13 protein-coding genes are annotated in these 17,580 nt (G+C 66.7%); 1 reads left to right on the top strand and 12 read right to left on the bottom strand.

The window, feature by feature from the left end:
• Positions 1-667 (bottom strand): replication initiation factor domain-containing protein (locus ASG29_RS17070; protein WP_235532892.1); only part of this gene is annotated, 667 nt, incomplete at its 3' end.
• Between the two features lie 818 nt (positions 668-1,485).
• Between ASG29_RS17070 and ASG29_RS12080 the strand changes: the two genes are divergently transcribed.
• Positions 1,486-2,640 (top strand): plasmid recombination protein, encoded by a 1,155-nt coding sequence (locus ASG29_RS12080; RefSeq protein WP_162242971.1) that lies wholly within the window; start codon positions 1,486-1,488, stop codon positions 2,638-2,640.
• A 5-nt stretch (positions 2,641-2,645) separates the two neighbouring features.
• Here the strand turns inward: ASG29_RS12080 and ASG29_RS16760 are convergent, their stop codons facing one another.
• The 11 genes from ASG29_RS16760 to ASG29_RS12030 all read right to left on the bottom strand — a co-directional run bounded on the left by ASG29_RS16760 (position 2,646) and on the right by ASG29_RS12030 (position 17,563).
• Positions 2,646-3,257, bottom strand: a complete 612-nt coding sequence (locus ASG29_RS16760) for a hypothetical protein (protein ID WP_156457993.1) — start codon at positions 3,255-3,257, stop codon at positions 2,646-2,648.
• Positions 3,258-3,480: 223 nt separating this feature from the next.
• Positions 3,481-5,214, bottom strand: a complete 1,734-nt coding sequence (locus ASG29_RS12075; protein WP_055984184.1) for a glycogen debranching protein — start codon at positions 5,212-5,214, stop codon at positions 3,481-3,483.
• Positions 5,211-6,836: an alpha-D-glucose phosphate-specific phosphoglucomutase gene (locus ASG29_RS12070; protein WP_200932518.1), complete on the bottom strand. Its 1,626-nt coding sequence runs from the start codon at positions 6,834-6,836 to the stop codon at positions 5,211-5,213. The genes ASG29_RS12075 and ASG29_RS12070 overlap by 4 nt, the downstream gene beginning before the upstream one ends.
• A complete protein-coding gene (glgA, locus tag ASG29_RS12065) occupies positions 6,827-8,263 on the bottom strand; it encodes a glycogen synthase GlgA (RefSeq protein WP_055984179.1) in 1,437 nt (478 codons plus the stop codon). The genes ASG29_RS12070 and glgA overlap by 10 nt, the downstream gene beginning before the upstream one ends.
• 49 nt (positions 8,264-8,312) lie before the next feature.
• Complete coding sequence (gene glgC / locus ASG29_RS12060; RefSeq protein WP_082515959.1) at positions 8,313-9,575, bottom strand: glucose-1-phosphate adenylyltransferase; 1,263 nt, start codon at positions 9,573-9,575, stop codon at positions 8,313-8,315.
• A gap of 35 nt (positions 9,576-9,610) precedes the next feature.
• The gene (glgB, locus tag ASG29_RS12055; RefSeq protein ID WP_055984175.1) at positions 9,611-11,773 is read right to left on the bottom strand and encodes a 1,4-alpha-glucan branching protein GlgB; all 2,163 of its coding nucleotides are present in this window, start codon (positions 11,771-11,773) and stop codon (positions 9,611-9,613) included.
• Positions 11,770-14,202: a glycogen/starch/alpha-glucan phosphorylase gene (locus ASG29_RS12050; protein ID WP_156457992.1), complete on the bottom strand. Its 2,433-nt coding sequence runs from the start codon at positions 14,200-14,202 to the stop codon at positions 11,770-11,772. Before ASG29_RS12050 ends, glgB begins: the two co-directional genes overlap by 4 nt.
• Before the next feature lie 83 nt (positions 14,203-14,285).
• On the bottom strand, positions 14,286-14,639 hold the full coding sequence (locus tag ASG29_RS12045; protein WP_055984171.1) for a HesB/IscA family protein: 354 nt from the start codon (positions 14,637-14,639) through the stop codon (positions 14,286-14,288).
• Positions 14,639-15,103 carry an SUF system Fe-S cluster assembly protein gene (locus ASG29_RS12040; protein WP_055984169.1) on the bottom strand — a complete coding sequence of 155 codons (465 nt, stop codon included), beginning with the start codon at positions 15,101-15,103 and terminating at the stop codon, positions 14,639-14,641. The genes ASG29_RS12045 and ASG29_RS12040 overlap by 1 nt, the downstream gene beginning before the upstream one ends.
• Entirely contained in the window at positions 15,100-16,323 is a 1,224-nt protein-coding gene (locus ASG29_RS12035) for an aminotransferase class V-fold PLP-dependent enzyme (protein ID WP_055984165.1), read from the bottom strand. Before ASG29_RS12035 ends, ASG29_RS12040 begins: the two co-directional genes overlap by 4 nt.
• Positions 16,324-16,486: 163 nt before the next feature.
• The gene (locus ASG29_RS12030) at positions 16,487-17,563 is read right to left on the bottom strand and encodes a SufD family Fe-S cluster assembly protein (RefSeq protein ID WP_055984163.1); all 1,077 of its coding nucleotides are present in this window, start codon (positions 17,561-17,563) and stop codon (positions 16,487-16,489) included.
• Between the last annotated feature and the right edge of the window lie 17 nt (positions 17,564-17,580).

Raw genomic sequence — 17,580 nt, 5'->3', positions numbered from 1 at the left:
GGACCCATTCCGGGTCCGCGCCGCAGTCGGGGAACCTGCCGAGCTGCTCGTAGCCCTTCTGATACAGGCGGGCCATGACCGGGGAATTGCGGCTCCCCATGTAGTAGGTCGCACCCTTTTGGGGATTGTCGGGCTGCATCAGCAGCCCGGAATCCATGCCGCGCACATCCATCACCAACTGGCAGGTCTTCAGCGCCGCGCCCCACACGTCGGGGCCAGCGAAATCGACGGCTGCGTCGATCCTGGTGACGCGATGATTCGGCTGGAGGCGGCGCAGCAACTCGGCGAACGGCGCGGCGTGTCGAGAGGTGGCTCTCACGTTCGGCTTCGGATTGCCACCGTGCAGGATGGTCAATTCGACGCCGCCGCGATTGTCCACGAACTCGGTGCGCTTCTCATAGCCGGACATGCCGCGATCGACATGGCGCAACTGGAACGGCTTGAGGTGATCGGCCAGCATCTCGGAGACGTTCCGGAAATACTGCGGGCCGGTCTGACGATCATCGCCCGGTAGCGTTGCCTGATACCAGTCGAAGGTGCAGGATGTGACCTGACGGTCATCCTCCTGGTCCTCTTTGGCCTTCCAGGGGGACGGGACGCGCGAAGTGACCCCCATGTTATAGGATGGGGGTCCTTGGTCGCTGGGACCGGGGCCGGGCCGGGTCATCGGCTGCCCTCCCCATCAGGATTCGGCCCGGAATCTGGGTCCGCGTAGGGGACGATAGTGATGGTCGCGGACATGGCTTTGAACGCCGCGATCTGGCTACGGAGGATATCGCGCAGAGAGGACCGACGACCACCGCTGTCGTGCGTCGTCGGTTCACCTTGCGGTGCTTCGGCGATTGGAGACATGTTCGTCACCGAGAAGAGGCGACGTCATCCCGAACTTTGGCCCACGCAGCCAATAAGCAGGAGACGTCTAATGCCCCCAAACTTTTCTTCTCGGTCGCAAGCGCCGCAGAGCCGATCCGCCTTTGATCCTCGACCCGTGCCGCGATGCGGTCGTTCTTCGGGAGGCCCCACGGTTACGTGTTGCGAGCGCGACGTGATTTCCGCAGGCTGCTGGTGCCTGGGGTCAATGACCGCTCTACAAGATACGCCTCGCGACATACCAGGTCCGGGAACAATGCCCCTCGGCGGCAACGGTCAATATAGACGCGATCCCGGAACATATCAACAACGATTTCGGGCCGTCGTCAGAGCATCGTTGCGGGCCTCAATGATTGGCGCGTAGCAGCCGTCCTTGCGCCTTGCCCGGAGACGCCGCCCCGCATGGCTGGGCGTCGGAGGGCAAGGGGCTCGCCCGCAAGGGCGATTGGCGGGGGTCCAGGGGGTGCAGCCACCTCGGCGAAGGGGAATTAGGCTCGCCTAATTCCGTCCTGAGTGACGGAGTTACTTCGCAACTCCGCATCGCAAAATTACCGAGGGGGTGATTCCCATAACACCGCGTAACGGGTATTATGATACCCGTTGCAGGAGTGGGTCATGAAGGCGTTCGCGATCATTCGACATCAGAAGATCAAGGCGGGCAGGCACCTCGTCGCGACGGGCTTGCACAACGCGCGCGGGATCGAAACCCCGAACGCGGACAAGAGCGCGCCGCCGGTTGAGATCATGGTCGGAACGAACAAGCCGTGGCGGGACGTGACGAACGCCATGGACCGGCTGGGCATCGCCAAGGTCCGCAAGAACGGCAACGTAGCCGTCGAAGTCTTTCTCGGGGCGTCGCCGGAATGGTGGGCGTCGCAGGGTTGGCGCCCTGGGATCGTTCCGACAGGCGACACTCTCGCCGTGATCCAGGCATGGAAGGCGGAACAACTCGCCTATCTGGAAGCGCGGTTCGGCAAACACCTGGTCGCGTCCGTGGTGCTCCACCAGGACGAGGCATCGCCTCATGTCCATGCACTGATCGTCCCCGCGCAGTTCCGGCGAGATGGGCGGGAGAAGGGAACGGATGCCGGTCGTGCCGCTTGGCGTCTCTCGACCGAAAAGGTGCTGCCGGGACCGAGCGCCATGAAGTCGATCGTGACAGCCTATGCAAACCGCATGGGTGCCTTTGGCCTGGTGCGCGGACAGGACCGCCCGGCTGGCACGACGCAGCACAAGCCGCTGAAGCAATGGCAGGACGAACAAGCCTTCCTGTCCGAGAAACTGGGGAGTGAGTTCATGAGGCAGATCGACGTGACGCAACAGGCCACCGTAGAAGCCGACCGCATCAGGAGCGAGGCGCTCGAATACGCCGCCAAGGTGAAGGCGCTGGCGGACAAGGAAGCCAAGGAAGCGCGCGAGCTGGTCGTAATGCGCGAAGAAATCCTCCGGCGGAAGGAGGACGCAACCAACACCGCCAGACTGGAGGTGCAGGCGGAGCATCGACGTGCGGCGGAGATGGTCCAAGCGGTCGAAGAGGAACGCGCGTCGCTCAGGAAGCTGCGGGAGCGGCTTGATGGCATGATTGCTCAAGTCGAAAAGATGCTCGAACCGATCCGCGATTATGCGACCAAATGGGTTCAAGCGTCGCCGCTAGTCCGACAGGCGATGGGTGCCAAAGGTCCCGAGGCGGTCCGGATAACCGCCTCAGAGTCTGTTGCCGAGATGGAAGCTATGCGAAACCTCATGTCGCGGCGAGGTTTTGGCCGATAGATTATCTAGGGTCGACAAACCTGGCCAGCCAATTTCGCAATGGGTCGCCAGTGGTCTAACGATTCCTTAACTTCTTGTAAAAGCTCTCGATCATTATAGCCTGACGTTAGGAACGTATCTCCAAACCTCACGATGTCCTCTAGGACCTTAAGCGTCCCAACATCGCTCTCCGGGCCTTCCGACAAAGCAATCTGATGCAAAGCTACGCTTGAAGACATGCCATAATACGCCTGATCCTTCATGCCCCGACCGATTGCTTTTTCGCAGAATTGCACTCGATCCGCGAGTATGCTCTTCGAGATCTGGTTGCGACGATCCCTATTTGGCTCATTCTCGCTCACATGGGCGTAAAATATACCAAGCAGGTTTATCATGTAGAGCAAAGAAGCCTTATCCCCCTTCAAAGCCTCTTGCCGAATTATCATCTCCACTCGCTGTTGATGAGGGCTTTCGCTAACCGCTGAAAGGAATTCCTCACTAGACAGGATAGCCCCTGTTTTCTCAGGATTCCCATAAAGATGCCTCCGCGTCTCTTCTGAAGATGCAAAAATTGCCCGGTAATCCGCTCTCCGCCCAAAGATCATCTGCTTCAGCACCCCTTCTACTGCGCGGTCCACGCTGTCGAAGCACCTTAGTTTTGTTTTCGGCAGGTGTCACCGGGTGGTGACCACCGGATTGAAATCAGTCGGCGCGTAGCGGGAAGAGGCGTCGAAAGCCTGCGGTAAACCTGCGGTAAAACCCGCCCATGTTCCGCATATGTTCAGCACATACAGCCCCTTTACTAGCGCACAGATCGACGCTTTTCTGCGGATTCTCCGGGACGATATTGCCTTCCCAAGCTTACGACGAGGGTTCGATTCCCTTCACCCGCTCCACCCCCTCGATCGCCACCGACCGCCGCGTCCGATCGACACGGATCGACACGCCCTGCGCGCGCATTTCGAATCCTCCGGCGTTATCCCAATCCGCATCGGCCATCGGCGCGCCGTCCAGACGGAACCACTGCGCATCGTGGCGAATGGCCGGGTCCGCCAGCCCCGCTTCCCTGCGCGTCGCCGCCAGACCGGCGACGTAGTCCTCCTGCCCACGGTCGCGCGCGCGCCAGTCCAGCCATGTCGTGGCGTTGTCCTGCGCATAGGCGTTGTTGTTTCCGGCCTGCGTCCGTCCGAACTCGTCGCCCGCGGTCAGCATGATCGTGCCGCGCGTCGCGTACAGCGTGGCGAGCAGGGCACGGACATCGGCGGCGCGCGCGGCGATCACGCCCCCGTCGTCGGTCGGGCCTTCGATGCCGTTGTTCCAGCTGAGTTCGCCATGATGGCCGTCGCGATTGCTTTCGCCGTTGGCGTGATTGTGCCGGTCGGCGTGGGCGACCATGTCGGCCAGCGTGAAGCCGTCGTGCGCGGCGACGAAGCTGACCGAGCGCGTGCGATCCGGACCGAACACGTCGCTCGAGCCCGACAATCGCGTCGCCAGCGCCCCCGCGTCGCCGTCCCCGCGCCAGAAGCGGCGGACGTCGTCGCGGTAACGGTCGTTCCACTCCAGCCACGTCGGCGGGAACTGCCCCAGGTGATAGCCCGAGCAATCCCACGGCTCCGCGATCATCACCCGCGTTGACAGCAGGGGATCGTCCGCGATCGCGGCAAGGAACGGCGCGTGGGGCGAAAAAGCCGGCCCGCGCGCAAGGACGGGGGCAAGGTCGAAGCGGAAGCCATCGACCCCGCATTGCGTCACGAAATGCCGCAGCGTTGCGAGCGCGAGATCGCGCACTGCGGGGTTCGCGAAGTCGAGCGTATTCCCCGTGCCCGCGACGTTCGACAATGTGCCGTCGGCTTCATGGGCGTAGGCGGCGGGGTCCAGCCCGCGGAACGACAGGGTCGGTCCGAGAAGGTCGCTCTCCCCCGTGTGGTTGAGCACCAGGTCGAGGATGACGCCGATCCCTTCGCGGCGCAGCGCCGCAACCGTGTCGCGCAGTTCGCGCACCCCACCGGGCGCCAGCCGCGGATCGAGTGCCATCGGCACGACGGGGTTGTAGCCCCATGCGTTCGACAGCCCCAGAGGCGGCAGGTGCCGTTCGTCGATCCACGCCGTGACCGGCATCAACTCCACCGCCGCGACGCCGACCTTCTTCAGGTGCGCGACCACCGCCGGATGCGCCAGCGCGGCGATCGTACCGCGCTGTGCCGCGGGCACGTCGGGATGACACATCGTGAAACCGCGGACGTTGACCTCGTATATCAGGCCGCCGTCGCGGAACATGACGGGCTCGTCGAGATCGGGGAGGCGCGGCGTGACGACGGCCTTGGGCACCAGATCCGCCGTCTCGACGCCCGCTTCCGACAGGCGCGCGTCCCAACGGAACGGCCGGTCTAGCTCGACCGCGTGGGGATCGACCAGCAGCTTGCCCGGGGCAAGGTCGGTGCGGAAGCCGTAGCGCGTCCCCTCGCCCGCCGCCGCCACGTCGGCATGCCACCATGCGCCGTCCAGCGCCATCGCGACCTGCCGCTCGTCGTCACCGTTGAACAGGCACAGCCGAACCTCGCGCGCGGACGGGCTGCGCACGGAAAAGGCGGTCACGTCACGACATCGGGCGCGTCGCGTCCCGTGTGGCGGCGGATGCCGGCCAGTTCCTCCGCCGCGGCGGCGATGTCGAACAACCGCTCGGTCGTATCGCCGTCGAGGGTTCCGCCCGCGGGTTCATAACGTTCGAGATAGACGCGCAACGTCGCGCCGCTGGTGCCCGTCCCGGACAGGCGGAAGACGACGCGGCTGCCGCCCGCGAACAGGATGCGGATACCCTGGTTCGCGCTGACCGATCCGTCGGTGGGATCGTGATAGGCGAAATCGTCCGCGGCTTCGACGGTCAGGCCGGATACCCGCCGCCCCGGCAACGTCGGCAGCGCGGCGCGCAGGTCCGCCATCAGGGCATCGGCACCGTCCTGCGCCACGCCCTCGTAATCGTGGCGCGCGTAGTAATTGCGTCCGAACCGCGCCCAATGGTCGCGGGCGATGGCGTCCACGCTCTTCCCCGTCGCCGCGAGGATATTGAGCCACAGCAGCACGGCCCACAGACCGTCCTTCTCGCGCACATGGTCGCTGCCGGTGCCCGCGCTTTCCTCGCCGCAGATCGTCGCCATGCCGGCGTCGAGGAGGTTGCCGAAGAACTTCCATCCGGTCGGCGTCTCGAACGCGGGGATACCCAGCGCATCGGCGACGCGGTCCGCCGCGGCGCTGGTCGGCATCGATCGCGCGATCCCCTTTAGCCCTCGCGCATAGCCGGGCGCGAGATGCGCGTTGGCGGCCAGCATCGCCAGGCTGTCGCTCGGCGTGACGAACCGCCCCCGCCCGATGATGAGGTTGCGGTCGCCGTCGCCATCCGACGCGGCACCGAAATCGGGCGCGTCGGGGGCCATCATCGCGGCGTGCAATTCGTGCGCGTGGACGAGGTTGGGATCGGGATGATGCCCGCCGAAATCCTCCAGCGGCTCCCCGTTCATGATCGACGACGGCGCGAAGCCGAGCCGCTCGACCAGGATCGCGCGGGCATAGGGACCGGTCACCGCGCTCATCGCGTCGAACCGGACGGTCAGCCCCGCATCCCGGATCGCGGCGAAGTCGAACAAGGTTTCCATCAGCGCGGCATAATCGGCGACCGGGTCGACCACCGACACCGGCATGTCGCCGACGCGGACCTCGCCGATCTTATCCAGATCGATGTCCGGGTCTTCCGTCGTCAGGTAGCGATCGATCGATCGCGTCCGGGCGTGGATCGCCTCCGTCACCTTCTCCGGCGCGGGGCCGCCGTTGGCGATGTTGTACTTGATCCCGAAATCCTCGTCCGGGCCGCCGGGATTGTGGCTGGCGGACAGGATCAGGCCGCCGATCGCACCGTTCAGGCGGATCAGGTGTGACGCCGCGGGCGTGGAGAGGATGCCCCCCTGCCCCACGATCACGCGTCCGAACCCGTTGGCCGCCGCCATGCGGATCGCGCGCTGGATCACCGACCGGTTCAGGAAACGGCCGTCGCCGCCGATGACGAGGGTCGCGCCGTCCCTGCCGTCGACCACGTCGAACACCGACTGAACGAAATTCTCCGCATAATGCGGCTGCTGGAACACGCGGACCTTCTTGCGCAGGCCCGATGTGCCCGGTTTCTGGTCGTCGTACGGCGTCGTCGCGACGGTGCGGATCACGGCAATCCCCCATAAAGCCGGGCGTAGGCTTCACCGCTGCTCGCCCAGGAAAAGTCGGCCCGCATACCGCGCCGCTGCATCGCCGACCAGCGTTCCGGGCGACGATAGAGCGCGATCGTCCGATGGATCGCGCCCATCAGGCCCGCGGGGGTCACGGCGGAGAATTGCACCCCGGTCGCCACCTCGGCATCGATCGCGGCGACGTTGGCATCGATGATCGTGTCCGCGAGCCCGCCGGTGCGCGCGACCACGGGCACGCAGCCATAGGCGAGGCCGTACAATTGCGTCAGCCCGCACGGCTCGAACCGCGACGGGATGAGGATCGCGTCGCTGCCGCCCTGCACCAAATGCGACAGCGGCTCGTCATAGCCGATGCGGACGCCGACGCTGCCGGCGTGGCGTTCGCCCGCCAGGTAGAAGGCCTGTTCCAGCGCGCCGTCACCCGAACCCAGTACCGCCAGTCGCCCGCCCGCCGCGACGATGGCGTCGATACTATCGGCCAGCACGTCCATCCCCTTCTGCCACGTCAGGCGGCTGACGACGCAGAACAGCGGCCCGTCGCCGCGATCGAGGCCGAACGTGCTTTCCACCGCACGCTTGTTGGCGACGCGACGCGGGAGGGTGCGCACCGAATAGCGTGCGGGCAGCGCGGCGTCGGTATCGGGGTTCCAGATCGCAGGATCGATACCGTTGACGATTCCCGTCACGCGATCCGCCCGCGCGGCGATCAGGCCTTCCAGCCCCATGCCGAATTCGGGCGCGTGGATCTCCTGCGCGTAGGTCGGGCTGACCGTCGTGATCGCATCCGCGCTTTCGAGCCCGCCCTTCAGGAAGCCCACCCCGCCGTAATATTCGACTCCGTCGATCGCGAACGCCGCGGCGGGCAGGCCCAGGTGGGGAAAGATGTCGGCGTCGAAGCGGCCTTGGAACGCGATGTTGTGGATCGTCACCACGCTCTTCGCGACCGGCCCCGGACCGGGCGCATAGCGCAGATAGGCGGGCGCGAGTCCCGCCTGCCAGTCGTGCGCGTGCAGCACGTCGTAGCGATGCCCCGCAACCGCGCCGGACGCGAGATCCGCCCCCGCCCGCGCCAGCGCGGCGAAGCGGCGCCAGTTGTCGGGCCAATCCTGTCCCGACGGCGCCACATACGGCCCGCCGTCGCGCGTGAACAATTCGGGCGCCTCCAGCACCAGCAGCGGCTGCGCGCCCAGCTTGCCCGCCAGCAACCGCGCGGGCGTGCCGAGCAGCGCCGGCCAGCGATGCACGACCCGCGCGCGGCCAAGCGTCTTCAGCACCGCGGGATAGCCGGGCAGCAGCGTCGTCGTCTCGATCCCGTGCGCCGCGAGCGCGGCGGGAAGAGCGCCGACGACATCGGCAAGCCCCCCGGTCTTGACGAGGGGATAGGCCTCCGATGCGAGGGACAGGACTTTCACGACAAATCCTCCCCAGACTTGCTTGGGGAGGAACTCCTCCTCCCGCCCATCATACCAGCCGGTCGATCATCGGTTGCGTAATCAGGCAGATGCCCTTGTCGGTCCGCCGGAACCGCTTGGCGTCCAGCAACGGATCGTCGCCCACCACCAACCCGTCGGGGATCACCACGCCGCGATCCAGCACGACACGGCGCAACCGCGATCCGCGCCCGATGTGGCAATGCGGCAGCACCACCGCCTCGTCCAGCATCGCGAAACTGTGCGCCCTCACCCCGGTCGACAGCAGCGATCGGTGGATCGACGCGCCCGAGATGATGCAGTCGCCCGATACCAGGCTGGCGACCGCCGACCCGCGCCGCCCGTCGATGTCGTGGACGAACTTCGCGGGCGGCGTGATCTCGGAATAGGTCCACAACGGCCAGGTGCGGTCGTACAGGTCCAGCTCGGGCACGACGTCGGTCAGGTCGATGTTCGCTTCCCAATAGGCATCGACCGTGCCGACATCGCGCCAGTAGGCGGCGGGCTCCTCCGCGGTGCGGACGCAGGAGGCGGAAAAGCGATGCGCCTGCGCCTTTCCATGTTGCACCAGATGGGGGATCAGATCCTTGCCGAAATCGCGGCTGGACCCCTCGGTATCCGCATCGCGGCGCAATTCGTCGAACAGCAGCCGGGTATTGAAGACGTAGATGCCGAGGCTCGCCAACGCCACGTCGGGATTGCCGGGGATCGCGGGCGGATCGGCGGGCTTCTCGACGAAATCGACGATCCGGTCGCTTTTGTCGACGTGCATCACGCCGAACCCGACCGCCTCCATCCGCGGCACCTCCATGCACGCGACGGTGACGTCGGCGCCACTGTCGACATGCTGCTGGAGCATGATCTCGTAATCCATCTTGTAGATGTGGTCGCCCGCCAGGATGACCATGAATTCCGGCGCGTAGCTTTCGATGATGTCGATGTTCTGGAACACCGCGTCGGCGGTGCCCTCATACCACTGGAATTCGCTGACGCGCTGCGACGCGGGCAGGATGTCGAAGCTTTCGTTGCGCTCCGGGCGCAGGAAGTTCCATCCGCGCTGGAGGTGGCGGATCAGGCTGTGCGCCTTGTATTGCGTCGCCACGCCGATGCGACGGATGCCCGAATTGATCGCGTTGGACAGCGCGAAATCGATGATGCGGCTCTTCCCCCCGAAATAGACCGCGGGCTTCGCGCGCGTATCGGTCATCTCGAACAACCGGCTTCCCCGCCCCCCGGCGAGGACATAGGCCATGGCGTCGCGCGCCAGCGGTTGTCCCCTGCGATGATCCACCATATCCGTCCTCTCCACTTCGCCCGTTGCGGCCTTCTCTAGCCGTCATATTCCAGCATCACCGTCGCCAGCGGCGGCAGCGTCACGTCCGCCCCGCCGCCGCGCGCGACGACGCCGCCGAGGTTGCCGAGCCCCGATCCCCAGTAATCGTGCGCGTCGGAATTCAGGATCTCGCGCCAGCGACCGTCATGCGGCAGCGGTAGGCGATAGGGGACGCGCGCGACCGGCGTCATATTCGCCACGATCGCGACCGGCGGGACCCCGGGCGCCTTTCGCAGCCAGGCGAAGACGGAATTTTCGGCATCGTCGGCCACCAGCCATTCGAACCCGTCCGGCTCGCAATCGCGCGCGTGGAGCGCAGGGATCTCGCGATACAGGCGGTTCAGGTCGCGGACCAGTTTGCGCACCCCGTCGTGCGCGTGCGAATGCAGCAGGCTCCAGTCGAGCGCGCGCTCCTCGCTCCATTCGCGCCGCTGCGCAAATTCCTGCCCCATGAACAGCAGCTTCTTGCCGGGATAGCCCCACATCATCGCATAATAGGCGCGCAGGTTCGCGAACTGCTGCCAGTCGTCGCCCGACATCTTGGCGAGCAGCGATCCCTTGCCGTGCACGACCTCGTCGTGGCTGAGCGGCAGGACGAAATTCTCGCTATAGGCGTACATCAGCCCGAAGGTGATGGCGTCGTGATGATGCCGTCGATGTACCGGCTCCCTGGCCATGTACTGGAGCGTGTCGTGCATCCAGCCCATGTTCCACTTGAACCCGAAACCCAGGTTCGTCCGCGGTCCGTCGTCGAACGCGGGCTGGCTGACGCCGGGCCAGGCGGTCGATTCCTCCGCGATCGTGAAGACGCCGGGGTTGCTGGCGTACAAGGCGCGGTTGGTGTCGCGCAGGAAGTCCGCCGCCTCCCAATTCTCGCGCCCGCCTTCCGCATTCGCGATCCACTCGCCCGCGTTGCGCGAATAGTCGCGATACAGCATCGACGCGACCGCATCGACGCGCAGCGCGTCGACGTGATAGCGTTCGGCCCAGAACAGCGCGTTGTTGACGAGGAACGACGCGACCTCGCGCCGCCCGAAATTGTAGATCGCGGTGTTCCAGTCGGGATGGAAGCCCAGTCGCGGATCGTCATGCTCGTACAACGCAGTGCCGTCGAACCGCGCGAGGCCGAAGGCGTCGACAGGGAAATGCGCGGGCACCCAGTCGAGGATCACGCCGATCCCCGCGCGGTGCGCGCCGTCGACGAACCGCGCAAACCCCTCGTGATCGCCGAACCGCGCGCTCGGCGCGAACAGGCCGGTGGTCTGGTAGCCCCATGACGGATCGTACGGATGCTCGCTGATCGGCAGGAATTCGATATGGGTGAAGCCCATGCCGACGACATAGGGGATCAGCCGGTCCGCCAGCGCATCCCAGGTCAGGAACCATCCGTCGCCGTCGCGATCCCACGACCCGGCATGCACCTCGTAAATAGAGATCGGCACGCGCCGCGGATCGACCGATGCCCAGTGCGCGCGATGCCCGTCGTCGCCCCATTCGTGGACCGGCGGCGCGGTGGTGATCGAGGCGGTGGCGGGGCGCAATTCGGTGGCAAAGGCGAAGGGATCGCCCTTCAGCGGCTGCGCCGCGCCGTCCGCGCCGACGATGTGATATTTGTACGCGCGGCCGGGTCCGACGTCGGGAAGGAAGATCTCCCACACGCCCGTGTCCGCGCGATGGCGCATGCCGTGGCGGCGCGGGTCCCAGTCGTTGAAGTCGCCCACGACCGCCACGCGCTGCGCATTGGGGGCCCAGACCGCGAAATGCGTGCCGTCCGCGCCGTCGTGCCGGATCGCGTGCGCGCCCATCTTGTCGTACAGGCGGCGGTGCGTCCCCTCCCCCATCAACAAATCGTCGACCGGCCCCAGCACGGGGCCGAAGCTGTACGGATCGGTGACCCACCATTCGGTTCCCATCGCGCGGGCGCGATAGCGCAGCGGTTGCGGCGGGCCGTCGATCACGCCTTCGAACAGACCGTCGCCCGTCGCGGACAGATCACCGAGCGCAACGTCGCCGAGCGTGAAGGCGGCGACATGCTCCGCGCCGGGGATCCACGTGCGCGCGAACGTGCCGCCCGGCCCGGGGAACGCCCCCAGCAGGGCGAAGGGATCGGCGTTGCGTCCCTCCAGCAACGAGGCGATCGCCGCCGCGGGCGGCGTCACATCACGCCCCAGATCTCGCGGGCATATTCGCCGATCGTGCGGTCGGAGGAGAACCAGCCGACGTTGGCGGTGTTGAGGATCGCGGACCGGCCCCAGCCGGCGCGATCCGCCCAGCGCGCGTCGATCCCGCGCTGCGCGGCGGCATAGGCGTCGAAATCGGCGGCGACCATGAACCAGTCGTGGTCGTACAGGCCCTGCACCAGCCCCTTGTAGCGATCGGGATCGTCGGGGGAGAACACGCCCGAGGCGATGGCGTTCAACGCCTGTTTCAGGTCCCGCGACGCCTCGATCGTGGCACGCGGATCGTATCCGCCCGCCCGCTTCGCCGCGACCTCGTCCGCGGTCAGGCCGAAGATCGCGATGTTCGCGTCCCCGACATGCTCCTTGATCTCCACGTTCGCGCCGTCGAGCGTGCCGATCGTCAGCGCGCCGTTCAGTGCGAACTTCATGTTGCCCGTGCCGGACGCCTCCATCCCCGCGGTGCTGATCTGTTCGCTGAGGTCCGCGGCCGGGACCATCCGCTCCGCCAGGCTGACGTTGTAATTGGGCACGAACGCGACCTTCAGCAGGCCGCCGATCGCCGGGTCCGCATTCACCCGCCGCGCGATGTCGTTCGCCAGTTTGATGACCAGCTTCGCATTGTGATAGCTCGACGCGGCTTTCCCGGCGAACAGCTTCACCCGCGGCGTCCATTCGCGTTCGGGATGATTGCGGATCTGGTCGTACAGCACGACCGTTTCGATCAGGTTCAGCAGCTGCCGCTTGTATTCGTGGATGCGCTTGATCTGCACGTCGAAGATCGCGTCGGGATCGAGCCGCAGGCCCATCACGTCGCGCAGGTGCGTCGCCAGCGCGACCTTGTTCGTGCGCTTCACCGCGGCGAAGCGGTCGCGAAAGCCGGCATCCTCCGCCAGCGGGATCAGCGCGGACAGCTTCGTCGCATCGTCCTGGAATCCGTCGCCGATGCCGTCGCGGATCAGCGCGCACAGGCCGGGATTGCATTCCAGCAGCCAGCGACGCGGGGTGATGCCGTTCGTTTTGTTGTTGATCCGGTCGGGGTACAGGCGGTGGAAATCCGCGAACACCGTCTGCTTCATCAAATCGGTGTGCAGCGCCGCGACGCCGTTGACGCTGTGCGATCCGGCGAAGGCCAGGTTCGCCATCCGCACGCGCCGCTCCCCGCCCTCGTCGATCAAACTGATCGCGGAGATCGCGGCGTCGTCGATGCCGTCCACCTTCCGCGCCTCGCGCAGCAGCTTCGCGTTGATGGCATAGACCAACTGCATGTGCCGCGGCAGCAACCGTTCGAACAGCGGCAGCGGCCAGCTTTCCAATGCCTCGGGTAGCAACGTGTGGTTGGTGTAGCCGAAGGTGGCGCGCGTCACGTCCCATGCCTCGTCGAAGCCGAGGTCGTGGTGGTCCATCAGCAGGCGCATCAGTTCCGCGACCGACACCGCGGGATGCGTGTCGTTCAACTGGATCGCGGCCTTGGTCGGCAACGTGCGGATGTCGCCGTCATACTGGATGTGGCGGCGGACGATGTCCTGGATCGAGGCGCTGCTGAAGAAATATTCCTGTCGCAGCCGCAATTCCTGTCCGGACGGGTTGGAATCGTTGGGGTAGAGGACGCGCACCAGCGTGTCGGCCCGCGTCTCCGCCGCCAGCGCGCCGACGTGGTCGCCGGCGTTGAACTTGTCGAGCTTGATGGGATCGAAGGCGCGTGCGCTCCACAGGCGGAGCGTGTTGACGCGCTTCGCCCGCCAGCCGACGACGGGCGTGTCGTAGGCGACCGCCTCCACCGCTTCACCCGGTTTCCAGTGGATGCGGCCCTGTTCGTCGCCGGTCACCTCGCCGCCGAAGCCGATGAAATAGGCGCTTTCGCGGCGTTCGAATTCCCACGGATTGCCGTGCGCCAGCCACGTTTCGGGCAGTTCGACCTGCCAGCCGTCGTCGATCCGTTGCCGGAACATGCCGTTCACGTAGCGGATGCCGTAGCCGTAGGCGGGCAGGTCCAGCGTCGCGAGGCTTTCCATGAAGCAGGCCGCCAGCCGCCCCAGGCCGCCGTTGCCGAGCGCCGCGTCGGGCTCGATCTCCTCGATCTCCGCCAGCGACACGCCCAGTTCGGCCAGCGCGTCGGCGATCTCGCCGGTCTTCTGGAGGTTCGACAGCGTATCGCGGAGCAGGCGGCCGATCAGGAATTCGAGGCTGAGGTAATAGACCCGCTTCGCCCCAGCGGCATGCGCGGCCTTCGTCGATTCCATCCACCGCTCGATGATCTCGTTCCGGACGGTCAGGATGGTCGCGGCGAGCCAGTCGTGCGGGCGCGCCGCCTGCTCGTCCTTGCCGATGCGGTGGACCAGCGTGTCCACGATGGCATTGGCGAGGAGACTGCGGCGATCCGCATTCGGTTTCGCGACGATGGCGTGCAAGTAAGTCCCTTCCGCTGGGTTCCGGGAAGGAGCGTAGCGGCTATGGGCGGCTTGTCACCTGTGGATACGTATGCGTGGCCGCGTCAGACCGTGAAACTCTCCCCGCAGCCGCACGCGCCCTTCGCATTGGGATTGGCGAAGACGAAGCCGGCGGTGAAATCGTCCTCCACCCAGTCCATCGTCGAACCGATCAGGTACAGGATCGACCCGCCGTCCACGTACAAAGTGCCACCGGGCGTCTCGATCCTTTCGTCGAAGGCCACCGCCTCCGTCACGTAATCGACCGAATAGGCGAGGCCCGAGCAGCCGCGCTTCGGCGTCGACAGCTTCACGCCGATCGCATCCGCAGGCGCACGCGCCATCAGGTCCGCGATGCGCGCATGCGCCGAGGGAGTGAGGTTCAGCGCGGCGGGGCGCTGGCGCAGCGTCGTGGCCATCACAACATCCCCAGTTCGAGCTTCGCGTCGTCGCTCATCTTCTGCGGATCCCATGGCGGGTCCCAGACGAGGTTCACGTCGGCGAAGGCGATGCCCGGCACCGCGGCGACGCGCATCTCCACCTCGGCGGGCATCGATTCGGCGACCGGGCAATGCGGCGTGGTCAATGTCATCGTCACGGTCGCATGGCCGTCGGGCGACACGTCGACGCCGTAGATCAGGCCCAGGTCGTAGATGTTGACCGGAATCTCGGGATCGAAAATGTCCTTCAGCGCATCGATGACGCTTTCATAGATCGCCCCGCCCGGCGCGTGGGGGCTGTCGCCCGCAGGCTTCTGCGCCAGGAATCCGGCCAGATAGTCGCGCTTGCGCTCGAAGCTTTCGGTCGGGTTCGGCGCGTCGCTCGCGCGGGCGCGCGGCGGCGTGGGGACGGATTCGACTTCCTCGGTCTCGAAACTGCTCATGCGAAGATCCTGCTCACTCTCTCCAGCCCCGCCACCAGCGCATCCACGTCGGCCGGGCCGTTGTAGACGCCGAAGCTGGCGCGGGCGGTCGCCTCGACCCCCAGCGCGGCCATCAGCGGTTGCGCGCAATGATGCCCGGCGCGGATCGCGACCCGGCTTTCGTCCAAGATGGTGCCGATGTCGTGCGGATGCACCCCCTCCATCACGAACGACACGATGCCCGCACTGTCCGCCGGCCCCAGCACGCGCACCGAATTGATCCGCGACAGCGCGTCGCGCGTGCGGGTCACCAGCGCGGTTTCATGCGCGTGGATGCGCGCGACGCCGATCGATTCGACATAGTCGATCGCGGCATGGAGCCCCAGCGCGCCGACGATGTGCGGCGTCCCCGCCTCGAACCGCGTCGGCGGGGGGGCGTAGGTCGTCTTCCCGAAACTGACGCGGTCGATCATCGAGCCGCCGCCCTGATACGGCGGCATTTGCTCCAGCAGGTCGGCCCTGCCCCACAATATTCCGATGCCGGTGGGGCCGTACAGTTTGTGGCCCGAGAAGACGTAGAAGTCGCAATCGATGTCCGCCACGTCGACGGGCAGCCGCGGCACCGCCTGGCACCCGTCGATCAGGATCGTCGCACCGACCGAATGCGCGATCTCGCTCGCGCGCTTCGCATCGAGGACGGAGCCCAGGACGTTCGAGACGTGGCACAGCGCGACCATCCGGTGTTCGGGCCGGATCATCCGCTGCATCGCGTCGAGATCGATGCGATGATCGTCGGTCAGCGGCAGGACGTCGATCGCGGCACCGACGCGCTCCGCCACCATCTGCCACGGGACGATGTTGCTGTGATGCTCGAGCTGGCTGAGCAGGATGCGGTCGCCCGCCTTCAGCTGCGTCGCGGCCCAGCATTGCGCGACGAGGTTGATCCCCTCCGTCGCGCCGCGGACGAACACGCATTCGTCGGGCTTGCCGCCGATGAACCGCGCGACCGCGGCGCGCGCGGCCTCGTACGCGACGGTCATGTCGGCCGAGCGCTGGTACACCCCGCGGTGGACGGTGGCGTAGGTGGTGTCGTAGCCGCGCGCGATCGCATCGATCACCGGCTGCGGCTTCTGCGACGTGGCTGCGGTGTCGAGATAGGCCCAGCCTGCCGGAATGGCGGGGAAATCGGCGACACGGTCGAGCGCCTGATCCGGTCGCGGCGCGAGAGCGGACACGCTCATGCCCGCACCCCCGAGTCGGCACCGCGGAAGTTCACAAAGCTCACACCACGTCGCGAACGGAGACTCCCCCGCAGCGACCGCATCGACGGGATGCGGGCGGCGACGGCGTGGCGATGCGGCATGGGGCAGGACGCTGGCATATCGCGGCCATGTAGGACAGCGCTCATGAGGCCCTCTCCAGCCAGGCGTCCGCATCCGCTTCGAATGCGGCGCGGACGGTGTCGTCGCCGATCCGTTCCAGCGCATCGGCGACGAAGGCGCGGGTCAGGATCGCCTGCGCCCGCTGCGTCGGGATGCCGCGCGAGGCCATGTAGAACATCGCACGCTGGTCCAGTTCACCGACCGTCGCGCCGTGCGCGCACTTCACGTCGTCGGCGAAGATTTCCAGCTCGGGCTTCAGGTTGATCGTCGCGGTCCGGGCCAGCAGCAGGCCGCGGAGCGACTGCACGCCGTCGGTCTTCTGCGCGTCGCGCGCGACCTCCACGGCGGCGGCGAGGCTGGCTTGCGACCGGTCCGCCGCGACCGCGCGCCACAATTGCCGCGAGGCGCCGTCGGGCATCGCGTGGTTCACGCGTACCGCGCATTCCTGCTTCTGCTCTTCGCGGGTCAGCAGTGCGCCGCCATATTCGACGAACGCCCCCTGCCCCGCCATCGTCAGCTGCGCGTCGATCCGGCTCCCCTGCGCGCCCGCGCCGAGGAAGATCGTGACGAGACTGGCGGTCTGACCCACCTCCGCTTCCTCGCGCAGCGAGACGAAGCCGGCGGACTGGAGCAGGCGGACGCTGCGCATGAGGCGCGCGCCCTTGCCGAGGCGGGTCCGCGTGAAGCGGTTCTGCCAGCCCGCGCCGACGAACGTCTCCACGACCTGCGCGACGGCGTCGTCGGCGAGGACGATTTCGGCGGGCACGTGGTTCTCCGCCGCGGTGGCGACGTGGACGATCTGGACCGGATCGGCGGCGGCCTGCGCATCGAGCGACAGTCGCCAGCCGCGCCCGGCGGTACGGCGACCGAGCGCATGGTCGGTTGTGGCGAGGTCGGTCAGCGCGACGCGGCCGAGGTCGCTGCGCGCGTCGTCGAGGACGCCGTCGACGAACAGCAGGCGCGCGCCGGGCAGGTCGAGGAAGTCATGCGCCGGCGCCGCGATCGGCCCCAGTGCCGCCGCCGCGGTCAGTCCGCCGAGATCCGCCCAGCGCCATGCCTCGGCGCGCGTCGAGGGGAGGTCGAGGAGGGTGGTGCTCACAGGCAATCCTCCCCGGC

This window comes from Sphingomonas sp. Leaf412, from assembly GCF_001425405.1.
Classification (GTDB): Bacteria; Pseudomonadota; Alphaproteobacteria; order Sphingomonadales; family Sphingomonadaceae; genus Sphingomonas.
Note: the sequence above shows the minus strand (reverse complement) of the source record. Positions and strands in the feature narration are given on the sequence as shown.

What these genes read in the sequence shown, in the direction of transcription:
- ASG29_RS12080 (WP_162242971.1), top strand. Translation starts at nt 1,486, where the DNA reads ATGAAGGCGTTCGCGATCATTCGACATCAGAAGATCAAGGCGGGCAGG.
- glgC (WP_082515959.1), bottom strand. Translation starts at nt 9,575, where the DNA reads ATGGTGGATCATCGCAGGGGACAACCGCTGGCGCGCGACGCCATGGCC.
- ASG29_RS12045 (WP_055984171.1), bottom strand. Translation starts at nt 14,639, where the DNA reads ATGGCCACGACGCTGCGCCAGCGCCCCGCCGCGCTGAACCTCACTCCC.
- ASG29_RS12040 (WP_055984169.1), bottom strand. Translation starts at nt 15,103, where the DNA reads ATGAGCAGTTTCGAGACCGAGGAAGTCGAATCCGTCCCCACGCCGCCG.
- ASG29_RS12035 (WP_055984165.1), bottom strand. Translation starts at nt 16,323, where the DNA reads ATGAGCGTGTCCGCTCTCGCGCCGCGACCGGATCAGGCGCTCGACCGT.